26 protein-coding genes are annotated in these 26471 nt (G+C 61.1%); 11 read left to right on the top strand and 15 right to left on the bottom strand.

Going from position 1 to position 26471, the window contains the following annotated elements:
• The gene (locus BLV67_RS12305) at window positions 1–1344 is read right to left on the bottom strand and encodes a 3-oxoacyl-ACP reductase (RefSeq protein ID WP_069786908.1); all 1344 of its coding nucleotides are present in this window, start codon (window positions 1342–1344) and stop codon (window positions 1–3) included.
• A 114-nt stretch (window positions 1345–1458) separates the two neighbouring features.
• Between BLV67_RS12305 and BLV67_RS12310 the strand changes: the two genes are divergently transcribed.
• Together BLV67_RS12310 and BLV67_RS12315 are read left to right on the top strand one after the other, a co-directional pair.
• Complete coding sequence (locus BLV67_RS12310) at window positions 1459–2736, top strand: acetyl-CoA C-acetyltransferase (RefSeq protein ID WP_069786909.1); 1278 nt, start codon at window positions 1459–1461, stop codon at window positions 2734–2736.
• Window positions 2737–2870: 134 nt separating this feature from the next.
• A complete protein-coding gene (locus BLV67_RS12315; protein WP_017134705.1) occupies window positions 2871–3767 on the top strand; it encodes a PA4780 family RIO1-like protein kinase in 897 nt (298 codons plus the stop codon).
• Between the two features lie 115 nt (window positions 3768–3882).
• On the opposite strand, the gene cueR is transcribed toward BLV67_RS12315, so the two are convergent.
• The 3 genes from cueR to BLV67_RS12330 form a co-directional block, all read right to left on the bottom strand.
• On the bottom strand, window positions 3883–4284 hold the full coding sequence (cueR, locus tag BLV67_RS12320) for a Cu(I)-responsive transcriptional regulator (RefSeq protein ID WP_017134706.1): 402 nt from the start codon (window positions 4282–4284) through the stop codon (window positions 3883–3885).
• Window positions 4281–6497 carry a heavy metal translocating P-type ATPase gene (locus BLV67_RS12325; protein WP_069786910.1) on the bottom strand — a complete coding sequence of 739 codons (2217 nt, stop codon included), beginning with the start codon at window positions 6495–6497 and terminating at the stop codon, window positions 4281–4283. Before BLV67_RS12325 ends, cueR begins: the two co-directional genes overlap by 4 nt.
• Before the next feature lie 65 nt (window positions 6498–6562).
• The gene (locus tag BLV67_RS12330) at window positions 6563–6943 is read right to left on the bottom strand and encodes a hypothetical protein (RefSeq protein ID WP_069786911.1); all 381 of its coding nucleotides are present in this window, start codon (window positions 6941–6943) and stop codon (window positions 6563–6565) included.
• A 147-nt stretch (window positions 6944–7090) separates the two neighbouring features.
• Here BLV67_RS12330 and BLV67_RS12335 point away from each other — a divergent pair, with 147 nt between their 5' ends.
• Window positions 7091–7288 (top strand): heavy-metal-associated domain-containing protein, encoded by a 198-nt coding sequence (locus BLV67_RS12335; RefSeq protein WP_056860425.1) that lies wholly within the window; start codon window positions 7091–7093, stop codon window positions 7286–7288.
• 87 nt (window positions 7289–7375) lie between these two features.
• Window positions 7376–8569 (top strand): multidrug effflux MFS transporter, encoded by a 1194-nt coding sequence (locus tag BLV67_RS12340; protein WP_056860424.1) that lies wholly within the window; start codon window positions 7376–7378, stop codon window positions 8567–8569.
• A gap of 8 nt (window positions 8570–8577) precedes the next feature.
• Here the strand turns inward: BLV67_RS12340 and BLV67_RS12345 are convergent, their stop codons facing one another.
• The 3 genes from BLV67_RS12345 to BLV67_RS12355 all read right to left on the bottom strand — a co-directional run bounded on the left by BLV67_RS12345 (window position 8578) and on the right by BLV67_RS12355 (window position 10238).
• Window positions 8578–8760 carry a hypothetical protein gene (locus BLV67_RS12345; RefSeq protein WP_017134711.1) on the bottom strand — a complete coding sequence of 61 codons (183 nt, stop codon included), beginning with the start codon at window positions 8758–8760 and terminating at the stop codon, window positions 8578–8580.
• 145 nt (window positions 8761–8905) lie between these two features.
• Window positions 8906–9919 carry a zinc-binding alcohol dehydrogenase family protein gene (locus BLV67_RS12350; protein WP_069786912.1) on the bottom strand — a complete coding sequence of 338 codons (1014 nt, stop codon included), beginning with the start codon at window positions 9917–9919 and terminating at the stop codon, window positions 8906–8908.
• Window positions 9920–9944: 25 nt separating this feature from the next.
• Entirely contained in the window at window positions 9945–10238 is a 294-nt protein-coding gene (locus BLV67_RS12355) for a putative quinol monooxygenase (RefSeq protein WP_069786913.1), read from the bottom strand.
• A 118-nt stretch (window positions 10239–10356) separates the two neighbouring features.
• Here BLV67_RS12355 and BLV67_RS12360 point away from each other — a divergent pair, with 118 nt between their 5' ends.
• The 3 genes from BLV67_RS12360 (at window position 10357) to BLV67_RS12370 (ending at window position 13585) form a co-directional block, all read left to right on the top strand.
• Window positions 10357–11271: a LysR family transcriptional regulator gene (locus tag BLV67_RS12360; protein ID WP_017134714.1), complete on the top strand. Its 915-nt coding sequence runs from the start codon at window positions 10357–10359 to the stop codon at window positions 11269–11271.
• A 148-nt stretch (window positions 11272–11419) separates the two neighbouring features.
• Window positions 11420–12106 (top strand): ArsR/SmtB family transcription factor, encoded by a 687-nt coding sequence (locus tag BLV67_RS12365; RefSeq protein WP_065930583.1) that lies wholly within the window; start codon window positions 11420–11422, stop codon window positions 12104–12106.
• A 102-nt stretch (window positions 12107–12208) separates the two neighbouring features.
• Window positions 12209–13585, top strand: coding sequence for an MFS transporter (locus tag BLV67_RS12370; RefSeq protein ID WP_069786914.1), 1377 nt, complete (start codon window positions 12209–12211; stop codon window positions 13583–13585).
• A gap of 60 nt (window positions 13586–13645) precedes the next feature.
• Here BLV67_RS12370 and BLV67_RS12375 read toward each other — a convergent pair whose 3' ends face one another.
• Window positions 13646–14599 carry an adenosine deaminase gene (locus BLV67_RS12375; protein WP_017134717.1) on the bottom strand — a complete coding sequence of 318 codons (954 nt, stop codon included), beginning with the start codon at window positions 14597–14599 and terminating at the stop codon, window positions 13646–13648.
• Window positions 14600–14793: 194 nt separating this feature from the next.
• Between BLV67_RS12375 and BLV67_RS12380 the strand changes: the two genes are divergently transcribed.
• Window positions 14794–15885, top strand: coding sequence for a calcium:cation antiporter (locus tag BLV67_RS12380; RefSeq protein WP_065930581.1), 1092 nt, complete (start codon window positions 14794–14796; stop codon window positions 15883–15885).
• 154 nt (window positions 15886–16039) lie between these two features.
• On the opposite strand, the gene BLV67_RS12385 is transcribed toward BLV67_RS12380, so the two are convergent.
• From BLV67_RS12385 to BLV67_RS12395, 3 genes are all read right to left on the bottom strand, one after another.
• Window positions 16040–17398 (bottom strand): 8-oxoguanine deaminase, encoded by a 1359-nt coding sequence (locus tag BLV67_RS12385; protein ID WP_069786915.1) that lies wholly within the window; start codon window positions 17396–17398, stop codon window positions 16040–16042.
• Between the two features lie 187 nt (window positions 17399–17585).
• The gene (locus BLV67_RS12390) at window positions 17586–18272 is read right to left on the bottom strand and encodes an SDR family oxidoreductase (RefSeq protein WP_069786916.1); all 687 of its coding nucleotides are present in this window, start codon (window positions 18270–18272) and stop codon (window positions 17586–17588) included.
• Between the two features lie 25 nt (window positions 18273–18297).
• Window positions 18298–18648 (bottom strand): MerR family transcriptional regulator, encoded by a 351-nt coding sequence (locus BLV67_RS12395; RefSeq protein ID WP_069786917.1) that lies wholly within the window; start codon window positions 18646–18648, stop codon window positions 18298–18300.
• Window positions 18649–18731: 83 nt separating this feature from the next.
• On the opposite strand from BLV67_RS12395, the gene BLV67_RS12400 reads away from it, so the two are divergent.
• The gene (locus tag BLV67_RS12400) at window positions 18732–19148 is read left to right on the top strand and encodes a hypothetical protein (protein ID WP_069786918.1); all 417 of its coding nucleotides are present in this window, start codon (window positions 18732–18734) and stop codon (window positions 19146–19148) included.
• 66 nt (window positions 19149–19214) lie between these two features.
• Here BLV67_RS12400 and BLV67_RS12405 read toward each other — a convergent pair whose 3' ends face one another.
• The 4 genes from BLV67_RS12405 to BLV67_RS12420 form a co-directional block, all read right to left on the bottom strand.
• Entirely contained in the window at window positions 19215–19796 is a 582-nt protein-coding gene (locus tag BLV67_RS12405) for an IMPACT family protein (RefSeq protein ID WP_065930576.1), read from the bottom strand.
• A gap of 12 nt (window positions 19797–19808) precedes the next feature.
• A complete protein-coding gene (locus BLV67_RS12410) occupies window positions 19809–20468 on the bottom strand; it encodes a TetR/AcrR family transcriptional regulator (protein WP_017134724.1) in 660 nt (219 codons plus the stop codon).
• A gap of 87 nt (window positions 20469–20555) precedes the next feature.
• A complete protein-coding gene (locus BLV67_RS12415) occupies window positions 20556–21950 on the bottom strand; it encodes a uracil-xanthine permease family protein (protein ID WP_069786923.1) in 1395 nt (464 codons plus the stop codon).
• Window positions 21951–22038: 88 nt separating this feature from the next.
• Complete coding sequence (locus BLV67_RS12420; protein WP_065930574.1) at window positions 22039–22959, bottom strand: LysR family transcriptional regulator; 921 nt, start codon at window positions 22957–22959, stop codon at window positions 22039–22041.
• Window positions 22960–23084: 125 nt separating this feature from the next.
• On the opposite strand from BLV67_RS12420, the gene aptA reads away from it, so the two are divergent.
• Together aptA and BLV67_RS12430 are read left to right on the top strand one after the other, a co-directional pair.
• Window positions 23085–24434 carry an omega-aminotransferase AptA gene (gene aptA / locus BLV67_RS12425; RefSeq protein ID WP_069786919.1) on the top strand — a complete coding sequence of 450 codons (1350 nt, stop codon included), beginning with the start codon at window positions 23085–23087 and terminating at the stop codon, window positions 24432–24434.
• Window positions 24435–24473: 39 nt separating this feature from the next.
• Window positions 24474–25967 carry a CoA-acylating methylmalonate-semialdehyde dehydrogenase gene (locus tag BLV67_RS12430; RefSeq protein WP_069786920.1) on the top strand — a complete coding sequence of 498 codons (1494 nt, stop codon included), beginning with the start codon at window positions 24474–24476 and terminating at the stop codon, window positions 25965–25967.
• The last annotated feature ends 504 nt before the right edge of the window (window positions 25968–26471 follow it).

A 26471-nucleotide genomic window follows, 5' to 3' on the forward strand; every position in this document is an offset into this window, starting at 1 on the left:
TCACGCTCCCAGCAGGCTTTGCCCACACACCCGCAACGCCTGGCCGCTGACGGCCCCGGAGCCCGGCTGGCCGAGCCAGGCGACGGCTTCTGCCACGTCTTGCGGCAAACCACCCTGGCCCAAAGAACTCATGCGCCGCCCGGCTTCACGCAGGGCGAAGGGAATGTGCGCGGTCATCTGGGTTTCGATAAAACCCGGCGCGACCGCGTTGATGCTGATGCCGCGCTCGCCCAGCATCGGCGCCCAGGCCTGGGCCAGGCCAATCAGACCGGCCTTGCTCGCGGCGTAGTTGGTTTGCCCGCGATTACCGGCAATCCCGCTGATCGACGCCAGCAGCACCACGCGGCCGTTGTCGTGCAGGGTGCCGCTGTCGAGCAGGGCTTTGGTCAGCACTTGCGGCGCGTTGAGGTTGACCGCCAATACCGCGTCCCAATATTCCGGGGTCATGTTGGCTAGGGTTTTATCGCGAGTGATGCCGGCGTTGTGCACCACGATATCGATGCCGTCCGGCAAGTGTTCGATCAACTGCGTGGCCGCGTCTTCGGCGCAGATATCCAGCACCACGGTGCGCGCGCCGAGGCGAGCGGCGAGGGCTTCGAGGTCGGCCTTGGCCTGGGGCACATCCAGCACGATCACCTCGGCACCGTCGCGTGCCAGGGTTTCGGCAATGGAGGCGCCGATACCACGCGCAGCACCCGTGACCAACGCCTTGCGCCCAGCCAGCGGGCGCGTCCAGTCTTCAACCGGGGTGGCGCAGGCTTGCAGGCGAATGACCTGGCCAGAGATGTACGCACTTTTCGGCGACAGGAAGAAACGCAGCGTACCTTCCAGCTGGTCCTCGGCACCGTCGCCCACATACAACAGTTGCAGCACGCCGCCGCTGCGCAGTTCCTTGGCCAGTGAGCGGCTGAAACCTTCGAGGGCGCGTTGGGCACTGGCGGCGAACGGATCGCTGAGGCTTTCCGGCGCGCGTCCCAGAATCACCACGTGCGCGCTGTGATCGAGATTTTTCAGCAAGGGCTGAAAGAATTCGCGCAGTTGCTTGAGCTGGTCGGTGTGCTGCAAGTCGCTGGCGTCGAACACCACGGCCTTGAGCCTGGGGCCGTGGCCCGGGATCCAGGTCGACGACTCGGCGCCGTAGGTGTAAATCGCGTCGGTCAGTTTGTGCGCAAACTCCTGCACCTTGGCGGTCAGCGCCCCACCGCCCAGCAGCAGTGCACCCTCTACCGGGCGCAGGCGTCCGGCCTGCCAGCGTTCCAGGCGTACCGGTGACGGCAGGCCAATGGCGGCGACCAGGCGATGGCCGAGGCTTGAGTTGGCGAAGTCGATATAACGGTCAGACATGGAACGCTCTCCGAGTGCTGGGGTTCAAACGGTGGACCATCAATAGGTGAAAGTCGTTCGATTGAGCCTAGGCTAGGCTTGATGATTCCACTCACAACCTTCAGGGAGCTTTCCATGACTCAATTGCGCCGTGTAGCGATCATTGGCGGTAACCGCATCCCCTTCGCCCGTTCCAATGGCCCATATGCCACGGCGAGTAACCAGGCGATGCTCACCGCTGCCCTCGAAGGCTTGATCGAGCGCTACAACCTGCACGGCCTGCGCATCGGTGAGGTGGCGGCCGGTGCGGTGCTCAAGCATTCGCGCGACTTCAACCTTACCCGCGAATGCGTGCTGGGCTCGCGCCTGTCGCCGCAAACCCCGGCCTATGACATTCAGCAGGCGTGCGGCACCGGGCTGGAAGCGGCGTTGCTGGTGGCCAACAAGATTGCCCTGGGCCAGATCGAGTGTGGGATTGCCGGCGGCGTCGACACCACCTCCGATGCGCCGATTGGTGTGAATGAAGGGCTGCGCAAAATTTTGCTGCAAGCCAACCGCAGCAAATCCATGGCGGATAAATTAAAAGTCCTGTTACAACTTCGTCCCCATCACCTTAAGCCGCAGCTGCCGCGCAATGGCGAGCCGCGCACCGGCCTGTCCATGGGCCAGCATTGCGAACTGATGGCGCAGACCTGGCAGATCCCGCGCGCCGAGCAGGATCAACTGGCGTTGGAAAGCCATCAGAAAATGGCCGCGTCCTACGCCGAAGGCTGGCACAACGATTTGCTCACCCCGTTTCTGGGCCTCACCCGCGACAACAACCTGCGCCCCGACCTCACCCTGGAAAAACTCGCCAGCCTTAAACCGGCGTTCGAGCGCAGTGAAAAGGGCACGCTCACTGCCGGTAACTCCACGCCACTCACCGACGGCGCCTCCTTGGTGCTGCTGGGCAGTGAAGCCTGGGCCAAGGAGCGCGGCTTGCCGATTCTGGCTTACTTGCGCGATGGCGAAGCGGCGGCGGTAGATTTCGTCAACGGCGCCGAAGGCCTGCTCATGGCGCCGGTCTACGCGGTGCCACGCTTGCTGGCGAGAAATGGCCTGACGCTGCAGGATTTTGACTACTACGAGATTCACGAGGCTTTTGCTGCCCAGGTTTTGTGCACACTCAAGGCCTGGGAAGACCCGGAATATTGCAAGAGCCGCCTGGGGCTGGATGCGCCGCTGGGCGCCATTGACCGCAGCCGGCTCAACGTCAAAGGCAGTTCATTGGCGGCCGGGCACCCGTTTGCCGCCACGGGCGGGCGCATCGTCGCCAACCTGGCCAAACTGTTGGACGCGGCGGGCGAGGGCCGAGGGCTGATTTCGATCTGCGCCGCCGGTGGTCAGGGTGTGACGGCGATCATTGAACGCTGATTGCCGACTAAATTGGCATATTGAGTGCATTCTTCAGTGGTCAGAGGTCGGTAGCCCCTCCCACCGGCGCGCCGATTGCCGTATAACGAGTGCCATACGCGTATTTGGTAATAAAGGACCCACAATAAAAGCTGATGAAGACTCCTAAACGCATTGAACCCCTGATCGAAGACGGTCTGGTCGACGAAGTGCTGCGCCCTCTCATGAGCGGTAAAGAAGCAGCTGTTTATGTGGTGCGCTGCGGCAATGAATTGCGTTGCGCCAAGGTTTACAAGGAGGCGAATAAACGAAGTTTTCGTCAGGCATCCGAATACCAGGAAGGCCGTAAGGTTCGTAACAGCCGTCAGGCCCGGGCCATGGCCAAAGGCTCCAAGTTCGGCAAGAAAGAAACCGAAGACGCTTGGCAGAACGCTGAAGTGGCGGCGTTGTTCCGCCTCGCCGGTGCGGGCGTTCGCGTGCCTCAGCCGTTCGACTTCCTGGAAGGCGTACTGCTGATGGAACTGGTGGCTGACGAGTACGGCGATGCAGCGCCGCGTCTTAACGACGTCACGCTGGAGCCGGACCAGGCGCGCGAATACCACGCCTTCCTGATTTCCCAGATCGTGCTGATGCTGTGTACCGGCCTGGTGCACGGTGACCTGTCCGAGTTCAACGTACTGCTCACGCCAACCGGCCCGGTGATCATCGACCTGCCCCAGGCAGTGGATGCGGCGGGCAACAACCACGCGTTCAGCATGCTGGAGCGGGATGTGGGCAACATGGCTTCCTACTTCGGGCGTTTTGCCCCGGAGTTGAAGAAGACCAAGTACGCCAAGGAAATGTGGGCGCTGTACGAAGCCGGCACCTTGCACCCGGCCAGCGTGTTGACCGGCGAGTTTGACGAGCCTGAAGAGCTGGCGGACGTGGGCGGTGTGATCCGCGAAATCGAAGCGGCGCGGCTGGATGAAGAGCGCAAGCAAGCGGTTCGGGCGGCGGATGACGCGCCACCGAGCAAGACCGCGGAAGAACCGCCGCCGCCTTGGATGCAGTGATCTCCCGGCAATTGGAGAGCTAAAAAATGTGGGAGCTGGCTTGTTGTAGGAGCCAGCTCCCACATAAAGCAGCCCCACACGACCCGGCTCCCACATTTGTTTTGTGCAGACCTGATCAGGCGCAACAGCTGCCCGACGCCAACTCCTTGAGAATCGGGCAATCCGGCCGATGGTCACCCTGGCAGTGTTCAACCAGGTCCTGCAAGGTATCGCGCAATTGCCCCAGCTCCAGAATCTTCTGGTTCAGTTCCTCGATATGCTGGCGCGCCAAGGCTTTTACATCGGCGCTGGCCCGCTGGCGGTCTTGCCACAAGGTCAGCAGCTTGCCGACTTCTTCCAGCGAAAACCCCAGATCCCGCGAGCGTTTGATAAACGCCAACGTGTGCAAGTCATCGCTGCCATACACGCGGTAGCCGCTGTCGGTACGATGCGCGGCTTTGAGCAGGCCGATGGATTCGTAGTAGCGAATCATCTTGGCGCTCAGCCCGCTCTGGCGGGCGGCCTGGCCGATGTTCATGGGCGTTGATCCTCCAAATGCTCTGGTTTCCAAGTGCTCGGTTTCCAGGTTTTTAACAGTAACGCATTACTCACCACGCTGACGCTGGACAAGGCCATGGCCGCACCCGCCAATACCGGGTTGAGCAGGCCGAATGCCGCCAGGGGAATGCCGATCAAGTTATACACAAAGGCCCAGAACAGGTTCTGGCGGATTTTCGCGTAGGTCTTGCGGCTGATCTCCAGCGCCGCCGGCACCAGGCGCGGGTCGCCGCGCATCAACGTGATACCGGCGGCATGCATGGCCACATCGGTGCCGCCGCCCATGGCGATGCCAATGTCGGCGGCGGCCAGGGCCGGAGCGTCGTTGATGCCATCACCGACCATGGCGACGACGCCGGTCTTTTTCAACTCGGCCACGGTGGCGGCCTTGTCGGCCGGCAGCACTTCGGCGTGTACATCATCGATGCCCAGTGCCTCGGCCACCACGCGGGCACTGCCGCGATTGTCGCCAGTGAGCAAATGGCTGCTGATGTGCTGAGCCTTGAGTTGTTCCACGGCTTGCAATGCGCCGGGCTTGAGGGTGTCGCCAAACGCAAACAGCCCCAGCACGCGTGGGTGTGCCCCTTGTTCAATCAACCACGACAAGGTGCGGCCTTCGGCTTCCCAGGTTTTGGCAGACTCGGCCAGATCACCTGCGCTCAAGCCGTTCTCTTCGAGCATGCGGCGGTTGCCCAAGGCCAGTTGCCGGCCGTCCAGCGTACCGGCGATGCCACGGCCGGTCAGGGACTGACTGGCACTCACGTCCGTCACATTCAGCCCTTTTTCGCTGCACGCATCCAGCACAGCCTTGGCCAGTGGGTGCTCGCTGCCGCGTTGCAAGGCGCCGGCCTGTTGCAGCAAGAGGTCTTCATTGCCGTCCAGCGCCGCCAGGTGCGCAATTTTTGGCGCGCCGGAGGTGAGTGTGCCGGTCTTGTCGAACACCACCGCGCTGACGGCATGGGCACGTTCCAGCGCTTCGGCGTCCTTGATCAGGATGCCGTAGCGTGCGGCAACGCCGGTGCCGGCCATGATTGCGGTCGGCGTGGCCAGGCCCAGGGCGCATGGGCAAGCGATTACCAGGACCGCGACGGCATTGATGATCGCCGTTTCCAGCGAGGCGCCGTACAACCACCAGCCCACCAGCGTAACCAAGGCCAGCACCAACACGGCTGGCACAAAGACCTGGCTGACCTTATCCACCAGTTTCTGAATCGGCGCTTTGGCGGCCTGGGCGTCTTCGACCAGGCGGATGATCCGCGCCAACACGCTCTCTGCGCCCAGCGCCTGGGTGCGGACCAGCAAACGGCCTTCGCCATTGATGGCGCCGCCGGTGACTTTGTCGCCCGGCTGTTTCGGTACCGGCAGGCTTTCGCCGCTGATCAAGGCCTCGTCGGCATGGCTTTGGCCGTCCACCACTTCGCCGTCCACCGGGAAGCGCTCGCCGGGTTTGACCAGCACCAGATCGTCGAGCTTCAGCGCGGTGATAGCGACGTCTTCTTCACGGCCTTCAAACACGCGAATCGCGCGTTCCGGGCGCAGGGCTTCGAGGGCACGGATGGCGCTGGCGGTCTGGCGCTTGGCGCGGCTTTCGAGGTATTTGCCCAGCAACACCAGGGCGATCACCACGGCTGAGGCTTCGAAATACAGGTGAGGCATAGTGCCCACGGGCGCGGTGAGCCATTCATAAATGCTCAGGCCATAACCGGCGCTGGTGCCGATGGCCACCAGCAGGTCCATATTGCCGGCGCCGGCGCGGACGGCTTTCCAGGCGGCTATATAGAAACGTGCGCCAAAGATGAATTGCACCGGAGTGGCCAACGCGAATTGCACCCAGGCCGGGAGCATCCAATGCAGGCCGAACGGCTCCACCAGCATCGGCAGCACCAATGGCAGCGCCAACGCGATGGCCAACAACAACGACCAGCGCTCGTGGTGCAGACGCTGGGCCTGTTTAGCGTCGGTGACGGTCTCGCTTTGCGGCAGGGTGGCGGTGTAGCCGGCCTTGTCGACGGCGGCGATCAACACGCCGGGGTCCATCTGGCCCAGCACTTCGACGTGGGCACGTTCGTTGGCCAGGTTGACGCTGACGCTTTGCACCCCCGGCACCTTGCCCAGCGCGCGCTCCACACGCCCGGCACAGCTGGCGCAGGTCATGCCGCTGATGGGCAGGTCAAAGGTGGTGGATCCATTCATGGGGCAGTCCTCCAGAGAAGTTGCCCCCAGCATCAACCTTGACCTGTGGGGAAGGTCAAGCGTGTTCAGTAATCCAGTGCGGCGTTCTTCAGGTACATGCCGTCCGGGCCTTGGGCGATGCGTACTTTGCGCACGTCGCCGGCTTTAAGCGTGATGTTCTGCGCAGGCGGTGCGAGCATGCCCGGCAGGCAACCTGGCGATTGGCCCGGCAGCAGCTTGAGGCGCAGCGATACATTGCCCGCCGGCAAGTTGAACGAGGTGGCCTGCTCCTGGAACAGACGCCCGGCCAACTGGTCCTGGATATACAGGCCGATTTCGCAATTGGTCGGCACTTCCAGGCGCTCGCGGGAAATGATCAACACTGCATAATCTTGATCCGCATAGGCCATGGGCGCAGCGGCGGACAAGCTCAACAGGCCGATAAGGCTAAAAAACGACCAGCGCATGGCGAATGCTCCGTGGTTCAAATCCAAGATGCGTGAAGCTTGGCCGAGGCAACGCCGGAATACCAGCCCAGCCGCAATTTTGAGCGCTTGACCTTGCCATCGTGGCAAGGTCGAGACTGGCCCCAACCTCATCAAAGGAGTCATGTCATGCAAGTATTCAGTGTTGAAGGAATGACCTGCGGCCATTGTGTTAGAGCGGTCACTCAAGCGGTACAGAGCCAGGACCCGGCGGCGAGCGTCAACGTCAACCTGGCCGCCAAGGAAGTCGGGGTTGAAAGCCGACTGTCCGCCGAGCAGGTTATCGCGCTGATCACCGAAGAAGGCTACAGCGCCAAGCTCGCGTAAATTTTCCGATAGTTAGCGAGCTATCGTAATGTTCATCACACCCAAGCGCGGCTAGACTGTCGGGCTGCCGACTCACTTGGGTGTCTGATGAACCTGCGCATAATCCTGATTCTGGGCGCCTTGAGCGCCTTCGCGCCGTTGGCGATCGATTTTTACCTGCCGGGCTTTCCGGCGATGGCCACCGCCTTTGCCACCGACGAAAAACACATCCAACTGACCCTCGCCGTGTACTTCGGCGGCCTGGCCATCGGCCAGTTGATCTACGGGCCGCTGGCGGATCGTTTTGGTCGGCGTGTGCCGCTGCTCAGCGGCGTGACCCTGTTTACCCTGGCGTCTTTCGCCTGTGCCTACGCGCCGTCCCTGGACTGGTTGATCGGCGCGCGCTTTGTGCAAGCCCTTGGCGGCTGCGCGGGCATGGTGATTTCGCGGGCAGTGGTCAGCGACAAATGTGATGCCGTGGGTTCGGCCAAGGTTTATTCGCAGTTGATGCTGGTGACCGGTCTGGCGCCGATCCTCGCGCCGTTGGCAGGTGGGGTGATGGTCGGGCTGTGGGGCTGGCAGTCGATTTTCCTCGCGCTGTCGATCTTCAGCGTGATGGCCGCCATCGCTGTTGCGGTCGGGTTGCCGGAAACCTTGCCGGCCGACAAGCCGCGTCAACCGCTGTCCGGCTCGCTGAGCCGCTATGTCAGCCTGTTGTCGGACCGGGTTTATCTGGGTTACGCCCTCACCGGCGGTATCTCGATTGCCGGGATGTTTGCCTACATCGCCGGTTCACCGTTCGTCTTTATCAAACTCTATGGCGTGCCCGCTGAGCATTACGGCTGGGTATTTGGCTCCAACGCCGCCGGCTTCATTTTGGTTGCGCAGCTCAATGCGCGGTTGCTGGCCAAGCGTGGCCCGGCGTTTTTGCTGTCGCGCACCGTGTGGGTCTACGTGGCAGCGGCGTTGACGCTGTTGGGCATTGCCGCCCTGCGCACCGAAGCGTTGTGGCCATTACTGGTGCCGCTGTTTATCTGCATCGCCAGCCTTGGCTGCATTTTGCCCAACACCTCGGCGTGTGCCATGGCCGGGCAGGGCGCACGGGCCGGCAGCGCCTCGGCGCTGCTTGGTTGCATTCAGTTTGGTGTGGCGGCAGGTGCGGCATCGTTGGTCGGCGTGTTGCACGACGGCACGGCGATGCCGATGGCGATGGTCATCAGCTTGTGCGGTGTATTGGCGGTGACGATTGCAGTGTCGACCCAGCGCCTGCAACGGGCGAGGGCCGCGCAGGCGCAGGTCTGAAGTGCGGATCAGCCGGCGGCGGAACGTTGCTGGCTGAGGGGAATGCGGTGGGGCGCCTGGATGCGCGCTTGCAGGGTGTCGGCAAAGGCTCGGGCCTCGGCCTCACTGCGGAAGGTGAAGGCGTCGCCGTCGAGGCTGACCTGCCATTTGTTGCCTGGGGATTTTGCTAACGCTCTTATCAGGATCTTCATTGCTGACTTCCTCACGTAAAAGAATCGTGGCAAAGGCGGCCAATATAAACCCGAATGCGTTCGCAAATATGACAAAGATCAACTCTCTGACTAGCGGTGTCGTCCATTACTTACATGAATAATGGACGACGCTGACAGACCTTTTTTAGAACCCTTCCAGCACGATCTTGCCCTTGGCCTTGCCGCTTTCCAGCAACGCATGGGCGCGGCGCAGATTTGCCGCGTTGATCACGCCGAAGTGCTCGCCCACCGTGGTTTTCAGGGTGCCGGCGTCGATCAGTTCGGCCACCCGGTTGAGCAGGTTGTGCTGTTCGATCATGTCCGGCGTCTCGAACATCGAGCGTGTGTACATGAACTCCCAGTGCAACGACAGGCTCTTGCGCTTGAGTTTGCTCACATCCAGCACCTTGGGGTCGTCGATCAATGCCAGCTTGCCTTGCGGCTGCAGGGCTTCGACCAGTTCGTCCAGGTGATGGTCGGTCTGGGTCAGGCTGGCGACGTGGGTCACTTGGGGCTGGCCGGCGTTTTTCAGGGCTACGCTCAGCGGCTGGCTGTGATCGATCACCACATCGGCGCCGAGCGCCTTGGCCCATTCCTGGGTTTCCGGGCGTGAGGCGGTGCCGATAACGTTCAACGCGGTGAGCTGTTTGGCCAGTTGGGTCAGGATCGAACCCACACCACCGGCGGCGCCGACGATCAGCAGGCTCTGGCCTTCATCTTCCTTACCTTCACGCACTTGCAGGCGCTCGAACAGCAATTCCCAGGCGGTGATGGCGGTGAGTGGCAGTGCGGCGGCTTCGGCAAAACCCAGGCTCTTGGGCATATGGCCGACGATGCGCTCATCCACGGTGTGCAGTTCGCTGTTGCCGCCTGGGCATACCAGGGAGCCGGCGTAGAACACCTTGTCGCCGGCCTTGAACAGCGTCACTTCGCTGCCGACCGCCTTGACCACGCCAGCCACGTCCCAGCCCAGCACCTTGGCGGCGCCGGTTTCCGGGGCGACGTTCTGGCGCACTTTGGTGTCCACCGGGTTGACCGAGATGGCTTTGACTTCCACCAGCAGGTCACGGGGGCCGGCGACCGGCTCCGGCAGTTGGATGTCTTGCAGGGATTTTTCATCGCTGATCGGCAGCGAGGCGTAGTAGGCAATGGCTTTCATGGTGGCTCCGGGAAAAGGGGGATGATCAGGCAAGAAATTTCAGGCGCTTGAGTTCGAAGTGTTCGAGCACATCCGCAGCCTTGGCGCGGAAGTTTTGGATATGCGCGCTCTGGTCGTGATCGGCCAGCGCCGCGTCGTCGCTCCAGCGCTCGAGCATGTAGAAGGTTTCCGGGTGTTGCAGGTCCTGGTGCAGGTCGTACTGCTCGCAACCGGCTTCCAGGCGAGTCGGTTCCAACAGGCCGCGCAGCAGGGTTTCCAGCTTGGCCTGCTGGCCAGGCTTGGCGATCAGCGTGGCAATGACGTTAAAGGCAGCGGACATATTCAACTCCAGACACGTGATGAACGGGATGGGCAGATGATTAGCTATTTCCAGCGCCGATAAAAGCGGCTAAAACAGCAGTCTGTTTCAATAAAATTTTGATAATGGGCGAGGGTAGATGCTGCGTTTTGATGATTTGCAGTTGTTTGTGCGGGCGGCGGACCTCGGCAGTTTGTCGGCCGCCGCGCGCATCATGGACCTCTCGCCTGCCGTGGCCAGCGCGGCGCTCAAGCGTATCGAACAGCAACTGGGCACGCGCTTGCTGGCGCGCTCCACCCGCAGTTTGCGCCTGACTGCCGAAGGCGAGGGTTTTTTGGAATATGCCCGCGCGGCGCTGAGTTCGCTGGACGAAGGGCGGCGCCTGTTGGCCAGCGGCCAGGACCATGTCAGCGGCGTGCTGCAACTGTCGGCGCCGTCGGATTTCGGGCGCAACCAACTGTTGCCGTGGCTCGATGAGTTTCAGCTGGAGTACCCGCAATTGAACATCCGCCTGCTGCTGGGCGACCGCATCGCCGACCTGTTCCGCCAGCCGGTGGATATCGCCCTGCGCTACGGCGAGCCTGAAGATTCCAGCCTGGTCGCGCTGCCCATCGCCCCGGACAACATTCGCGTGCTGTGCGCCGCGCCCAGTTACCTGGCACGGCATGGCGAGCCCCGACATCTTGAGCAACTGGCGCAACACAATTGCCTGCTGTACATGCTGGGCAGCCGCGTCCACGACCACTGGGGTTTTTACGACGGCAAGCGCGAGGTCGGCCTGACGGTCAGCGGTGACCGCTTCAGTGACGACGCCGATGTGGTGCGCCGCTGGGCAGTGGCGGGTGTCGGCATTGCCTACAAGTCGTGGCTGGATGTGAGCACCGACGTGCTCGCAGGGCGCCTGCGCCTGGTCTTGCCGGAGCTGCGCGGTGAGCGCACGCCGCTCAACCTGCTGTGCGCCCACCGTGCGCAGTTGAGTAAACCGATCAATCTGCTGCGGGAAATGCTCGTGTCCCGTTGTGCGGCTTTGACCGCCCAAAGGCCGGGGCGATAGAGCGTTAGGCAATAGCCTCCACCAAAGCCGGAAATTTCACTCAGAGCCTGTCCCCATTCGCGCTGTCGGACGCCGCGGAATGGGCGGTTTGCGCCCCTATACTTTGGTTCCAACCGCAGCAGACAAATGATTTACAAGGAGTGAATACATGGAAGAAGCACCTTGCATCAGTCAGATCGCCAGCTTGCTCGCTGAGCCCAAACGCACCGCCATGCTCTGGTCACTGATGGACGGTTCGGCGAAAACCGCAGACGAACTGGCGATGCTCGCCGGCCTTTCCGCCGCCTCGGCCAATGCGCATCTGGCGCGCCTTATCGGCAGCGGTCTGCTGCGCAGCGAGGCCAAGCGTGGCAAGCGCTGGTTTCGCGTGGCCGCCGCTGATGTCAGTGCTGCCGTCGACGCATTGGCCTGTACCACCCTGGCCTGTGCCGCACGCAGTGCGCCGCAGGTTTGCCCGCGTGTATCCCTGGCACCGCCACCGTTGCGGCGCGCGCGTTTATGCCAGGGGCATCTGGGCGGTGAGCTGGCGGCGGGGCTTTATCAGCGCATGCTGGAAGCCGGCTGGATCGACCGCTACGAACAGCGTACCGACGTGACCGTCACCGGCGCGCAGCACTTCGCGACCCTGGGCATTTTTACCCAGGCGCTGTCTGCGCCGCTGGCCTGCGACTGTTTTGACTGGAGCCAGCAGCAGCCGCACCTGGGGGGCGCATTGGGCGCCGGGTTGTTGCAGTTGTTTTTGCAGTGCGGCTGGATCAACGCGGTCAACGAATCGCGGGCCTTGCTGGTGACGGACCTGGGGCTTGCGGAAATCAACCGTCTGGCCACGGCGTAGGCGCGTGCGTCGTTCAGAGTTGCAGTCAGGTCGTATCCAGCAATAACCGGGTAAAACGATGCCGCACACTCGCCTTGGGGATTTTCACACAGGGGGTGCGGCATGGGTATGCAAGGCTATAGCGCGGCAGAGCGGCTGGAACGGTTGCCCATCAGCGGTTACCACCGAATCATCTTCATCATCATCGCCCTGGCGTTTTTTTTCGACTCCATGGACCTGGCGATGATGACCTTCCTGTTGGGCTCGATCAAAACCGAGTTCGGCCTGAGCACGGCCCAGGCCGGCTTACTCGCCAGTTCGAGTTTTTTCGGCATGGTGGTCGGCGCATCCTTGTCCGGCATGTTGGCCGACCGCTTCGGGCGCAAGCCGGTGTTTCAGTGGAGCATCGTGTTGTGGGGCGTCGCCAGTTACCTGTGCTCCACGGCGCAGACGGTGGAAACGCTGACGCTGTTCCGCATCCTGCTGGGAATCGGCATGGGCATGGAATTCCCGATTGCGCAGTCGATGCTCTCGGAGCTGATTCCCGCCAAGGGCCGTGGGCGTTACATCGCCTTGATGGATGGCTTCTGGCCGTTGGGGTTTGTGGCGGCGGGTGTGCTGTCCTACTTTTTGCTGCCGGTGATTGGCTGGCGCGACATCTTCCTGGTGTTGGCGGTGCCGGCGGTGTTTGTGCTGGCGATTCGTTTTTTTATCCCTGAGTCGCCACGCTGGCTGGAACAGGCCGGGCGGCATGAGGCGGCGGACAAGGTGTTGCTCGGCATTGAGCAGAAAGTACGCGACTCGTTGGGGCGTGCGGACTTGCCGGAGCCGATCGCCTTGCCGCGGGTTGAGAGCGTGCCGGGCACGTTTTTCTCGGCGTTCCAGCAGTTGTGGTCGGCGCAGTATCGCCAGCGCACGATGATGATCTGGAGCGTGTGGTTTTTTGCCTTGCTGGGTTTCTACGGGCTGACCTCCTGGCTGAGTGCGCTGTTGCAGCAGTCGGGTTTTGCCGTGACGCAATCGGTGTATTACACGGTCATTATTTCCCTGGGCGGGATACCAGGGTTCTTGATGGCGGCCTGGCTGGTGGAACGTTGGGGCCGTAAACCGGTGTGTGTGGTGACATTGCTGGGCGGCGGGGTGATGGCGTTTGTGTATGGGCAAAGCGCGGTGTTTGGCGGCAACGTGGGGCTGCTGATTACCTCGGGGCTGTTGATGCAGTTCTTCCTGTTTGGCATGTGGGCGGTGCTGTACACCTACACGCCGGAGCTTTATCCCACGTCTGCGCGGGCCACCGGTTCCGGGTTTGCCTCGGCGATTGGCCGGGTCGGGTCATTGCTGGGGCCGTTGGTGACCGGGCTGGTGTTCCCGATTACCGGGCAGGGTGGGGTGTTTGCCTTGGGGGCGCTGTGTTTTGCGGTGGCGGCGCTGGTGGTGTGGGTGTTTGGGATGGAAACCAAGGGCAAGACCCTGGAAGAACTGACCCAATCTCAAGGCTGATGAGGTCAATGTGGGAGCTGGCAAGCCAGCTCCCACATTATTTGAACTGCGTTTATGCAGTTATGGCTTTACAAGCCGCGCATCCAGGCTGTTCTGCGCCAGGCGTTTGGCCTGGTCCTGGGTCATGCCCAGGGAGGTGTACAGCGCGTGGAAGTTCTCGGTGACATAGCCGCCGAAGTACGCCGGGTCATCCGAGTTCACCGTCACCTTCACGCCACGCTCAAGCATGTCGAGGATGTTGTGCTGGGCCATGTCGTCGAACACACAGAGCTTGGTGTTGGACAGCGGGCACACGGTCAGCGGGATTTGCTCGTCGATGATGCGCTGCATCAGGCGTTCGTCTTCGATGGCGCGCACACCATGGTCGATACGCTGGATTTTCAGCAGGTCGATAGCCTCCCAGATGTACTCGGGCGGGCCTTCTTCACCGGCGTGGGCCACGGTCAGGAAGCCTTCATGGCGGGCACGGTCGAACACGCGCTGGAACTTGCTCGGTGGGTGACCCATTTCCGAACTGTCCAAGCCTACGGCTACGAATGCATCGCGGAACGGCAGCGCCTGGTCGAGGGTTTTCTCGGCTTCGGCTTCGCTCAGGTGGCGCAGGAAGCTCAGGATCAAACCGCTGGTAATGCCCAGTTGCTGCTCGCCATCTTTAAGCGCAGCGGCGATGCCGTTGAGCACCACTTCGAATGGCACGCCACGGTCGGTGTGGGTTTGCGGGTCGAAGAACGGTTCGGTGTGGATCACGTTCTGTTCTTTGCAGCGCAGCAGGTAGGCCCAGGTCAGGTCATAGAAATCCTGGGAAGTGCGCAGCACATCGGCGCCCTTGTAGTACAGGTCGAGAAACTCTTGCAGGTTGTTGAAGGCGTAGGCCTTGCGCAGGGTTTCGACGTCATTCCACGGCAGTGCAATCTTGTTGCGTTCGGCCAGGGCGAACAGCAACTCAGGCTCCAGCGAGCCTTCCAGGTGCAGGTGTAATTCAGCCTTGGGCAGGGCGTTGAGCCAATCGTACATGTTCTAAATTCTCATCAGGTGCAATGGCGGCATTCTACAGGCCATGACGGAAATAATCGGCAAAACCTGACCAGCAGGAGAGTATTGGTTTTATTCGCACAAGAGTCCTCTGAACTAAGATGTAACGAAACGTTAGCGAAGTGGCGCAGTCTGTACCCCATCAATGACTGATTTGCTGCACAAAAAGGCCCGGAATGCTCACATCCCTCAAGCAAGAAAAATTCATGTGGCTGGCGTTGATCGCTGCCATCGCCGCCTACCCGTTGGAGCACTGGATGCTGCACAGCGGGCAGATGGTCGCCCTGCTCGGCGGCATGGCGCTCATCGCTTTTATTGTCATGGCGTCGATGCGCGTCGCCCACCACGCCGAGCAACTGGCGGAAAAGGTCGGTGATCCTTACGGCACCATGATTCTCACCCTCGCCGCCGTGCTGGTGGAAGTGGTGATCCTGGCGATCATGATGAGCAACGAGCCCTCGCCGACGTTGGTACGTGACACGATCTATTCGGCGGTGATGCTCGATATCAACGGCATCCTTGGCCTGGCCGCGCTGATGGGCGGCATCAAGCATGGCGAACAGTCCTACAACGATGATTCGGCGCGCAGTTACAGCGTGATGATCCTCACCGCCATGGGCGTGTCGATGGTGGTACCGGAATTTATCCCCGAAGCCGATTGGAAAATTTACTCAGCCTTCACCATCGGCGCGATGGTGTTGCTCTACACCCTGTTCCTGCGCATGCAGGTGGGGCCGCACAGTTATTTCTTCAGCTACAGCTACCCGGAAAAACGTCGCAAGAAGCAGCCGGAAGAACAGCAGGAGCCGCCGATCAACCTGGCGTTTTCCATCGGTACGTTGGTGTTTGGCGTGATTGTGATTGGCGCATTGGCCGAGGTGATGTCCAAGACCCTGGACCTGGGCCTGGAAGGCACGGGCGCACCGCCGGTGATTACCGCGATTGTGGTGGCGGCGATTTCGGCCGCGCCGGAAATTCTCACAGCGTTGCGTGCCGCCTTGGCTAACCGCATGCAGTCGGTGGTCAACATCGCACTGGGTGCATCGTTGTCGACGGTGATTTTGACGGTGCCGGTGATGGAAGCCATGGCGCTCTACACGGGTCAGCCGTTCCAGATGGCGATGACGCCGGTGCAAACCGTGATGGTGTTGATCACGCTGGTGGTGAGTGCGATCAACCTCAACGATGGCGAAACCAATGCCATCGAAGGGATGACGCACTTTGTGTTGTTTGCGACCTTTATCATGTTGTCGTTGCTTGGGGTGTAAGCGGCCCTTAAGCACACCCTGGAAACTAATGTGGGAGCGGCGGTGCGACGATTCGACTTGCTCGCGAATGCGGTGTGTCAGTCAACTGATGCATCGACTGACACACTGCTTTCGCGAGCAAGCCCGCTCCCACATTTTGATAGTGTTTCCTCAGTTAAGCCCGGTTGATCAGTTCCCGCGCCGCCTGGCTGTGATCGGCAATCAGGCCTTTTAGGTCCAGCCCTTCAACCTGCCCATCGATCACCCGCCATTTGCCGCCGATCATCACCCGGTCCGCGCGGTCGGCGCCGCACAGCAGCAGCGCCGAGATCGGGTCATGGCTGCCGGAAAAACGCAGCTCATCGAGCTTGAACAGCGCCAGGTCAGCCTGTTTGCCCACGGCCAACTCACCGATATCCGTGCGCCCCAGCAACTGCGCCGAGCCTTTGGTGGCCCAGCCCAGCACGCCTTCCGGGGTGATCTTTTCCGCGCCGTAACGCAGGCGCTGGATGTACAGGGCCTGGCGCGCTTCGAGGATCATGTTCGAGGCATCGTTGGAGGCCGAACCGTCGACGCCCAGCCCAATCGGCGCGCCGGCGGCGAGCAGGTCCAGGGTCGGGCAGATGCCGGAAGCCAGGCGCATATTCGAGCTTGGGCAATGGCAAATACCGGTGCCGGCCGCGCCGAGGCGGGCGATCTCGTCCGGGTTGAAGTGAATGCCGTGGGCCAGCCAGGTGCGCGGGCCAAGCCAGCCGACACTGTCGAGGTAGTCCACCGTGCGCAGGCCGAAACGCTGCAGGCAGAAGTCTTCTTCGTCGAGGGTTTCGGCCAGATGCGTGTGCAGGCGCACGTCGAGGCTGTTGGCCAGTTCGGCGCTGGCTTGCATGATTTCCGGTGTGACCGAAAACGGCGAACAGGGCGCCAGGGCGATCTGGATGTGCGCGCCGTCGCCGCGCTGGTGGTATTCGCGGATCAGGCGCTGGCTGTCTTCGAGGATCACCTGGCCTTGTTGCACGGTTTGCTGGGGCGGCAGGCCACCATCGGCTTCGCCCAGGCTCATGGAGCCGCGAGTAAGCATGGCGCGCATGCCCAGTTCGCGCACGCTTTCTACTTGTACATCGATGGCATTTTCCAGGCCGTCAGGGAACAGGTAATGGTGGTCTGCCGCCGTGGTACAGCCAGACAGCAGCAACTCTGCGAGGGCGACTTTGGACGCCAGTGCGAGTTTTTCCGGGGTCAAGCGTGCCCAGACCGGGTACAGGGTTTTCAGCCAGGGGAATAAAGGCTGGTTGACCACCGGCGCCCAGGCGCGGGTCAGGGTTTGGTAGAAGTGATGGTGGGTGTTGATCAGGCCGGGAAGCACCACATGCTCGCGTGCATCGAACACTTGTGCACAGGGCACGGCGGGTTCTTTCTCCCAGCCCAGCACTTCGGTGATCACACCGTCTTGCAGCACCAGGCCACCACGGGCGTCGAGGCCATTGGCGGTGAAAATCGCGAGGGGGTTTTTTAACCAGATACGGGTCGCAGGCATTGGCCGGCTCCTCTGAATGATGGGTTCAGGTTTGCCAGCTCAGTGTTGCCCTGTCTGCTGATCCAGGGTCGCCGGTGAGGGCGAGGAGCAGAGTTTACGTGTAGTCCATGATCAGGTCTATCTGCAGGAGCGAGGTGCTCTTGAGACCATCGCGGGCAAGCCCGCTCCCACAGGTTGAACCGAGCTGTTACCAGGCGATGGTGTCGCCTTTGTAGTCCACGAAGTGATGGCCGCCTTTGCCGGTGTAGGCATTCACCTGATCCACCAGGCCGCGCACGCTGGTGTCGACGTCGATGTGCGCGTTTTCGCCGCCCATGTCGGTCTTCACCCAGCCCGGATGCAGCGACAGCACCGTGAGTTTAGGGTCACTCAGTTGCGTGATAAAGCTGTTGGTCATGGAGTTCAGTGCAGCCTTGCTGGCCTTGTACAGCGCCAGGTCGGAGCCATCGGGAATCGTCACGCTGCCCAGCACCGAACTCATGAACGCCAGCACGCCGGTGTCTTTGCGGATCTGCCCGACAAAGCGCTGGGCCAGGTTGATCGGCGCCACGGCGTTGGTGAAAAACAGTTGGCCGACTTCCGCCAGGGTGGCGTGGCCCGGCTCCTGGTTGGCAGGGCCTTTGACCCCGGCGTTGACGAACAGCAGGTCGAAGGTGCGCGCTTTCAGGCGTTGGGCCAGGGCGATCACGGCTTGTTGATCGTCCATGTCCAGCTTCTCGATCTGCACCTGGCCCACGGCTTTGAGCGCATCGGCCTTGTTCGGGTCACGCACGGTGGCGGTCACCTCCCAGCCGTCCTGCAGCAGTTGCTTGACCAGGCCAAGGCCCAGGCCGCGCGAGGCGCCGATGATCAGTGCGGTTTTTGGCGTAGACATGAAAGGCTTCCTTTGAAATGGAGGTTCACGGATTTAATGGACAACGTTGCCCGAGCCTTTGCTGCAACTCCTGGCGCAGATGGCCGAGTTCAGTGATGCGGGTGTCGATCAGGTTGAGCTTGTCTTGCAGCAATTGTGTGACGGCAGCGTCGGGATCGGGCGCCTGCCATAAGGCGGCGACGCTGGTGCCGATCTCGCCGAGGCTGAAACCCAGGCGCTGGGCAGTCTTGATATAGAGCACCAGTTGCAGCATGTCCGGCGGGTAGTCGCGGTAACCATTGGCGCTGCGTTGCGCGGCGATCAACCCGCGCTGCTCATAGAAGCGCAAGGTGTCGCGGCTGACCTGGCTGGCCTGGGCTAATTCGCCGATACGCATGGGACGGGCTCGAGAGGGCTTGACCCTGGAGCATACTCCAGGCTTTAGCCTGCTGGCTTCTTGAATTGAAGGAGCTTGCTGCTATGTGGACACCAAAACACTACCGAACACTGGTGCGGGCCAGCGCCTGGTATGACTTGATCATTACCGCGGCGTTTGTCACGCCGTGGAGTTTTGCATTAGTGCACGGCCTGTTGCAGGGCTTGAACCTGCCGGGCGAGCTACCGCCGTTTCTGCCTGCGCATGTGCTGATGGCCAACCTGCTCGGTTCGATTGTGTGCGTGTGGGCAGTGCTGCGTATTCGCGACCCTCAACGCCAATTCGGGCTGTATGACGCGGTCGGCCGTGGGCTGTTTGCGACCTGGCAGCTGTACGCGCTGATGCAGGGCGCCACGTCGGTGCTGTGGATAATTCTGCTGTTGGAAGTGCTGTGGGGCGTTGCGCAATTACTCCCGGTGAATACTGATCAAAAAATGATCGGCGCCCGTAAGCCCTTATGACAGAAGGGTTACAGGCGGGTGTGCTCAGGTTATCCACAGGCAGGTGCACAGTAGATGTGGGCAGTTTCAGCGTTCGAGCAGGATGCGCCCACGGCTGAGGTCGGCGAGCTGGGTTTGCAGCGTGTCGATGTGCGCCTCGCCGAGTGCGAGCTGTAGCTCGACGCCATTGGCGGTGAAGGTTTCTTCCACCACCAGCCCGCCCAGTTCGGCCACGCGCAGTTTCACCAGGTTCAATTCCGAGAAACTGCAGGCACAACTGAGCGGCACGCGGCTGATCAGCTCGATGCGTTCGGCATTCTGCAGGCATTTGTTGGCGCCGCCGCCGTAGGCGCGGGCCAGCCCGCCGGTGCCCAACTGGATGCCGCCGTACCAGCGAATCACCAGCACGGCGACCTGATCAAAGCCTTGGGCTTCAATGGCGGCCAGGATCGGCCGCCCGGCCGTGCCGCCGGGTTCGCCATCGTCGTTGCTGCGGTACTGGTCGGCGAGCTTCCAGGCCCAGCAGTTGTGCGTGGCGTTGAGGTCGCTGTGCTGCTCGAAAAACGCCTGGGCGTCTTGCGCGCTGGTGATCGGCGCGGCCAAGGTGATAAAGCGGCTTTTGCGTATTTCTTCACGAAATTCGCAAAGGCCGGTCAGCGTGAAAGGCATAAGTCGCTTCGTTTATAGGGCCGGCTTGATGCCGCAGCCTTTGAGGATGATATGGATCAGGTTGGTGCCGGCGTCTTCCATGTCCTGCTTGGTCAGCTTGGTGCGACCGGTGACGCGACAGATCTGGGTGGCGAAGTCGGCGTAATGCTGGGTACTGCCCCACAGCAGGAAAATCAGGTGCACGGGGTCGATGGGGTCCATCTTGCCGGCCTCGATCCACGCCTGGAACACCGCTGCGCGGCCACTGAACCAGGCGCGGTAGTCCTGGCTGAAATATTCGGTCAGGCATTCGCCGCCGCTGATGATCTCCATGGCGAAGATCCGCGAGGCTTGCGGGTGGCGTCGGGAGAATTCCATCTTGGTGCGGATGTAGCGTGTCAGCGCGACGGCGGGGTCGTCCTCGGCGGTCAGCGCGTTGAAGGTGCTGTCCCACAGTTCGAGGATATTGCTCAGTACCGCAATGTACAGGCCGAGTTTGTTGGTGAAGTAATAATGCAGGTTGGCCTTGGGCAGCCCGGCACTCGAGGCAATGGTGTTCATGCTGGTGCCTTTGTAGCCATGGCGCGCGAATTCGTCTTCAGCCGCCTGGAGAATCGCTTGTTCATTCTTTTGCCGAATACGGCTGGCAGGTTTACCGGCGTGGTTGCTGTGGGCAGGAACTTCGAGGCTCATGGAGGTTTCCGTGCTGATCGATAGAGACGACGTGTGCACAGATAACCCACCCTCAAGCCTCAGACAAGTCCCGATGCAATAAAACCGTCAAAGCGGTTCCAGTGTGTCGCTTTCCGGGGTGTGGTTTGCGCCAACGTTAGTCGCCTTGGCCTCGGGCAATAACAGGCACAACACGATGGCCGTCAGGCCGCCGCTGGTGATGGCCGAGTCAAACAGGTTTTGTACCAACGGCGGCATCAAGTGCAGCAACTGAGGTTGGGCGGCAATGCCCAGGCCAACACCAAAGGAGGTGGCGATGATCAGCATGCTGCGTCGGTCCAGCGGCGCCTGGGCCAGAATGCGCACGCCGGCGGCGGCCACGCTGCCGAACATCACCAGGGTTGCGCCGCCCAAAACCGGTTTGGGGATTTGCTGCAGCACCGCGCCGATCAGTGGAAACAAGCCGAGACAAAACAGCAGCACGCCAATGTATAAGCCGACGTAACGGCTGGCCACGCCGGTGAGTTGGATCACGCCGTTGTTCTGCGCAAACGTGGTGTTGGGGAATGCGCTGAAGGTGGCGGCGATCATGCAACTGACGCCATCACCCAACACGCCGCTTTTGAGTCGGCTTATATATGAAGGGCCGCTGATGGGCTGGCGGGCGATCATGCAGTTGGCAGTCAGGTCGCCGACGGTTTCGATACTGCTGATCAGATAAATCAGCGCGATGGGCAGGAAGGCGCTCCAGTCGAAGTTGAAACCAAAGCGAAACGGCATCGGCACGCTGATCAATGGCAAGTCGGGCAAGGCTTGGGGCACCAGCTTGCCGCTGAACCACGCGGCCAGGCTGCCGAGGGCCAGGCCGATGATGATTGCCGAGAGGCGCACCCACGGCGTGTTCGAGCGGTTGAGCAAGATGATCGTCAACACGACGAACAACCCAAGCGCCAGATTGGTTGGGGCGCCGAAGTCGGGTGCATTGAAACCGCCGCCCAGGTCGGTGATGCCGACTTTGATCAGGCTGATGCCGATCAAGGTAATGACGATGCCGGTGACCAGGGGCGTGATCACACGGCGCAATTGCCCGATAAAACGGCTCAACACGATCTGTACCGCCGCGCCGAAAAAACACACGCCGAAGACCATCGCCATGATGTCTTCCGGGCTGCCGCCGCGTTGTTTCACCAGAAAGCCTGCTGACAACACCGCACCGAGAAACGCAAAGCTGGTGCCTTGCAGGCAGATCATCCCGGCACCGATACCAAATGGCCTGCGTGCCTGAATGAAAGTGCCCACGCCGGACACCATCAACGCCATGCTGATCAGGTAGGGCAGGTGGGCGGTAAGCCCTAAAGTCGAGCCGATGATCAGTGGCGGGGTGATGATGCCGACGAAGGCGGCCAGCACATGTTGCAAGGCTGCCAGTAGGGCGGGCAGCGGTTTCGGGCGGTCGTTCAGGCCGTAGATCAGGTCGTTGGGGCTCAGGGTTTCTGGTGGCATGGCGGGCAAACTCAGGGCGGACGGTTCAAGGTCCAGGTTCTCTTGCAAAAAGCTGTCCAGTTGCTCAGCTTTTAGCGATAGGCCCGAGTTAGCGCGTTGCCGCCAGACTCTCCAGAAAGCTTTCCAGCACCAAATGAGGGCGGCGGCCCTTGCGCGTGACCGATGCGAGGCTTAAATCGTAAAAACGTGTAGCCGGTTTCAGCGCGCGCAGTCGGCCTTGTTGTACCCACAGGCTGGCGTAGTGGTCGGGCAGGTAGCCGATATAGCGGCCAGTGAGGATCAGGAACGCCATGCCTTCGCGGTCCGAGGCGCTGGCGGTGCAATTGAGTGCCTGGTAATGGGCCTGGATGTCGGCGGGCAAGCGGAAGGTCGGGGCGATGGCGTCCTGGCTGTCGATACGTGGGTCGTCCAGTTGCTTGTCTTCCGCGTAAAACAACGGGTGGCCGACCGCGCAGTAGAGTAACGAGCGTTCGCTGTACAGGGGTTGGTATTCCAGACCCGACAAGGCACTCGCCTGGGGCACTACGCCGACATGCAGGCGGCCATCGAGTACACCTTGTTCCACTTCATTCGGGGCGATCATGCGGATCTGGATCTGCACGTCCGGGCCGCGCTCCTTCAACTGTGCCAGGGCGTGGGTGATGCGCATGTGGGGCAGGGTGACCAGGTTGTCGGTGAGGCCGATGATCAGTTCGCCGCGCAAGTGCTGGTGCAGGCCGTTGACCTCGGTGCGAAAACTTTCCAGCGCACTTAATAGCTGCAAGGCCGATTGGTAGACCTCGCGGCCTTCTTCGGTCAGGGAGAATCCCGCGCGCCCGCGTTGGCACAGCCTTAACCCCAGACGTTGCTCGAGGTCGCTCATTTGCTGGCTGATGGCCGAGCGGCCGATGCCGAGCACGGTTTCTGCCGCCGAGAAACCACCGCATTCCACCACGCTGCGAAAGATACGCAGCAGGCGGATATCGAAGTCGCTGACTTGGGCAAGGGGATCGGGTCGACGGCTGCTCATAGTTTAGTGACGGCCTGACTAAAGGTTAGAAGAGTTGAATTTCATCGACTTTATCGCCGTGGCAATTTAGCTGCAACAACGCTTTTCAATCCCGACGCTGCCTTTTGCCCTGCGAGGTTTTGCTGATGAACATGCCCGAAAACGCCCCATCGTCCCTGGCCAGCCAACTGAAATTGGATGCGCACTGGATGCCTTACACCGCCAACCGCAACTTCCAGCGCGACCCGCGCCTGATCGTCGGCGCTGAAGGCAGCTGGTTGATTGATGACAAGGGCCGCCGGGTGTACGACTCGTTGTCGGGCCTGTGGACCTGTGGCGCCGGGCACACCCGTAAGGAGATTCAAGAGGCCGTCTCCAAGCAATTGGGCACCCTGGACTACTCCCCGGGCTTTCAATACGGTCATCCGTTGTCCTTCCAACTGGCGGAAAAAATCACCGACCTGACCCCAGGCAACCTGAACCACGTGTTCTTCACCGACTCGGGCTCTGAGTGCGCCGATACCGCAGTGAAGATGGTGCGTGCCTACTGGCGCCTGAAAGGCCAGGCCACCAAGACCAAGATGATCGGCCGCGCACGTGGCTATCACGGTGTGAACATTGCCGGGACCAGCCTGGGTGGCGTGAACGGCAACCGTAAGCTCTTTGGTCAGGGCCTGATGGACGTGGACCATCTGCCGCACACGTTGCTGGCGAGCAATGCGTTCTCCCGTGGCATGCCGGAGCAGGGCGGTAGCGCCTTGGCCGATGAGCTGCTCAAGCTGATCGAACTGCACGACGCGTCGAACATCGCAGCGGTGTTTGTTGAGCCGATGGCCGGTTCCGCGGGCGTGCTGGTGCCGCCACAGGGTTATCTCAAGCGTCTGCGTGAGATCTGCGACCAACACAACATCCTGCTGGTGTTCGATGAAGTGATCACCGGTTTCGGCCGTACCGGCTCGATGTTCGGCGCCGACAGCTTTGGTGTGACCCCGGACCTCATGTGCATCGCCAAGCAAGTTACCAACGGCGCGATCCCGATGGGCGCGGTGATTGCCACCAGCGAGATCTATCAGACCTTCATGAACCAGGCGACGCCGGAATACGCGGTGGAATTCCCCCACGGCTACACCTACTCGGCGCACCCGGTGGCTTGCGCGGCCGGCTTGGCGGCATTGGACCTGTTGCAGAAGGAAAACCTGGTGCAGAGCGTAGCCGAAGTCGCCCCGCACTTTGAGAATGCGCTGCACGGGTTGAAGGGCAGCAAGAATGTGATCGACATCCGTAACTACGGCCTGGCCGGCGCGATCCAGATTGCCCCGCGTGACGGCGATGCCATCGTGCGGCCATTCGAGGCCGGCATGGCCTTGTGGAAAGCCGGTTTCTACGTGCGCTTTGGCGGTGACACCCTGCAGTTCGGGCCAACCTTCAACAGCAAGCCGCAGGACCTGGATCGCCTGTTCGATGCGGTCGGCGAAGTGCTGAACAAAATCGACTGATTTCTCCTTCTATATAGAACAACTTTTCAGGAGCCCTGCATGAGCCTTATCCAGCATTTGATCAACGGTGAGTTGGTCAATGACAGCGGCCGTAGTGCCGACGTGTACAACCCGTCCACCGGCCAGGTGATTCACCAGGTGCCATTGGCCAGCCGTGAAACCATTCAACAGGCGATTGACGCGGCCAAGGCGGCGTTCCCGGCCTGGCGCAATACGCCGCCGGCCAAGCGTGCCCAGGTGATGTTTCGTTTCAAGCAATTGCTGGAGCAGAACGAAGCGCGTATCTCGCAGTTGATCAGCGAGGAGCACGGCAAGACCCTGGAGGACGCCGCGGGTGAATTGAAGCGCGGCATCGAGAACGTCGAATACGCCTGCTCGGCGCCGGAGATTCTCAAGGGCGAGTACAGCCGTAACGTGGGGCCCAACATTGATGCGTGGTCGGACTTCCAGCCGCTGGGTGTGGTGGCGGGTATTACCCCGTTCAACTTCCCGGCGATGGTGCCGCTGTGGATGTACCCGCTGGCGATCGTGTGCGGTAACTGTTTCATCCTGAAACCATCGGAGCGTGATCCAAGTTCCACGCTGCTGATTGCGCAGCTGTTGCAGGAAGCCGGTCTGCCCAAAGGCGTGCTGAGCGTGGTGCACGGAGATAAGGGCGCAGTGGATGCGCTGATTGAAGCACCGGAAGTCAAAGCCCTGAGTTTTGTGGGTTCGACGCCGATTGCCGAGTACATCTATTCCGAAGCGACCAAGCGCGGCAAACGCGTGCAGGCGCTGGGCGGTGCGAAGAACCATGCGGTGCTGATGCCGGATGCGGACCTGGATAACGCGGTCAGCGCTTTGATGGGCGCGGCGTACGGTTCCTGCGGTGAGCGTTGCATGGCGATTTCGGTGGCCGTGTGCGTGGGTGACCAGGTGGCGGATGCGTTGATCGCCAAGTTGGTGCCGCAGGTCAAGGCACTCAAGATTGGTGCGGGCACCTCTTGCGGCCTGGATATGGGGCCGTTGGTGACAGGCCAGGCGCGGGACAAGGTCAGCGGCTATATAGAAGACGGTGTGTCGGCGGGTGCCGAACTGGTGGTCGACGGCCGTGGTTTGAGTGTTGCCGGGCATGAAGAAGGCTTCTTCCTGGGTGGCAGCCTGTTTGATCGCGTGACGCCTGAGATGCGCATCTATAAGGAGGAGATCTTCGGGCCGGTGCTGTGCGTAGTGCGGGTGGATAGCCTGGAAGCGGCGATGCAGCTGATCAACGATCATGAGTATGGCAACGGCACCTGCATCTTTACCCGTGACGGTGAAGCGGCGCGGCTGTTTTGTGATGAGATCGAAGTGGGTATGGTCGGTGTGAACGTGCCACTGCCGGTGCCGGTGGCCTACCACAGCTTTGGCGGCTGGAAGCGTTCGCTGTTTGGCGACTTGCATGCCTATGGGCCGGATGGGGTGCGTTTCTATACCCGTCGCAAGGCGATTACCCAGCGTTGGCCGCAACGGGCCAGCCATGAAGCGTCGCAGTTCGCCTTCCCGAGTCTGTAAGGCGCTGCAGGTGAAAGCCGGCCCCTTGGGGCCGGCTTTTGTGCTTTTACGGCCTTTTTGACCGATATGACAGAAATGTGAACGAAAGGGATTGACGGAGAATTATATCTGTCTATAATTCGCCCCACTTCCGGCGCAGTCGAAACGGAAAACTCCTTGGTAAACAAAGAGTTACGAAGTTTTCGGCAGCAAGTCGCTTCAGTTCATCGAAGCCAAAAGGGAGTTGAAAAAGAGGTGTTGACAGCAGCGTGTAACGCTGTAGAATTCGCCTCCCGCTAACGAGAGATCGTAAGCGCAAGTGGTTGAAGTTGTTGAAGAATTCTTCGAAAACTTCTGAAAATAATCACTTGACAGCAAATGAGGCTGCTGTAGAATGCGCGCCTCGGTTGAGACGAAAGATCTTAACCAACCGCTCTTTAACAACTGAATCAAGCAATTCGTGTGGGTGCTTGTGGAGTCAGACTGATAGTCAACAAGATTATCAGCATCACAAGTTACTCCGCG

Source organism: Pseudomonas salomonii, from assembly GCF_900107155.1.
GTDB lineage: Bacteria > Pseudomonadota > Gammaproteobacteria > Pseudomonadales > Pseudomonadaceae > Aquipseudomonas > Aquipseudomonas salomonii.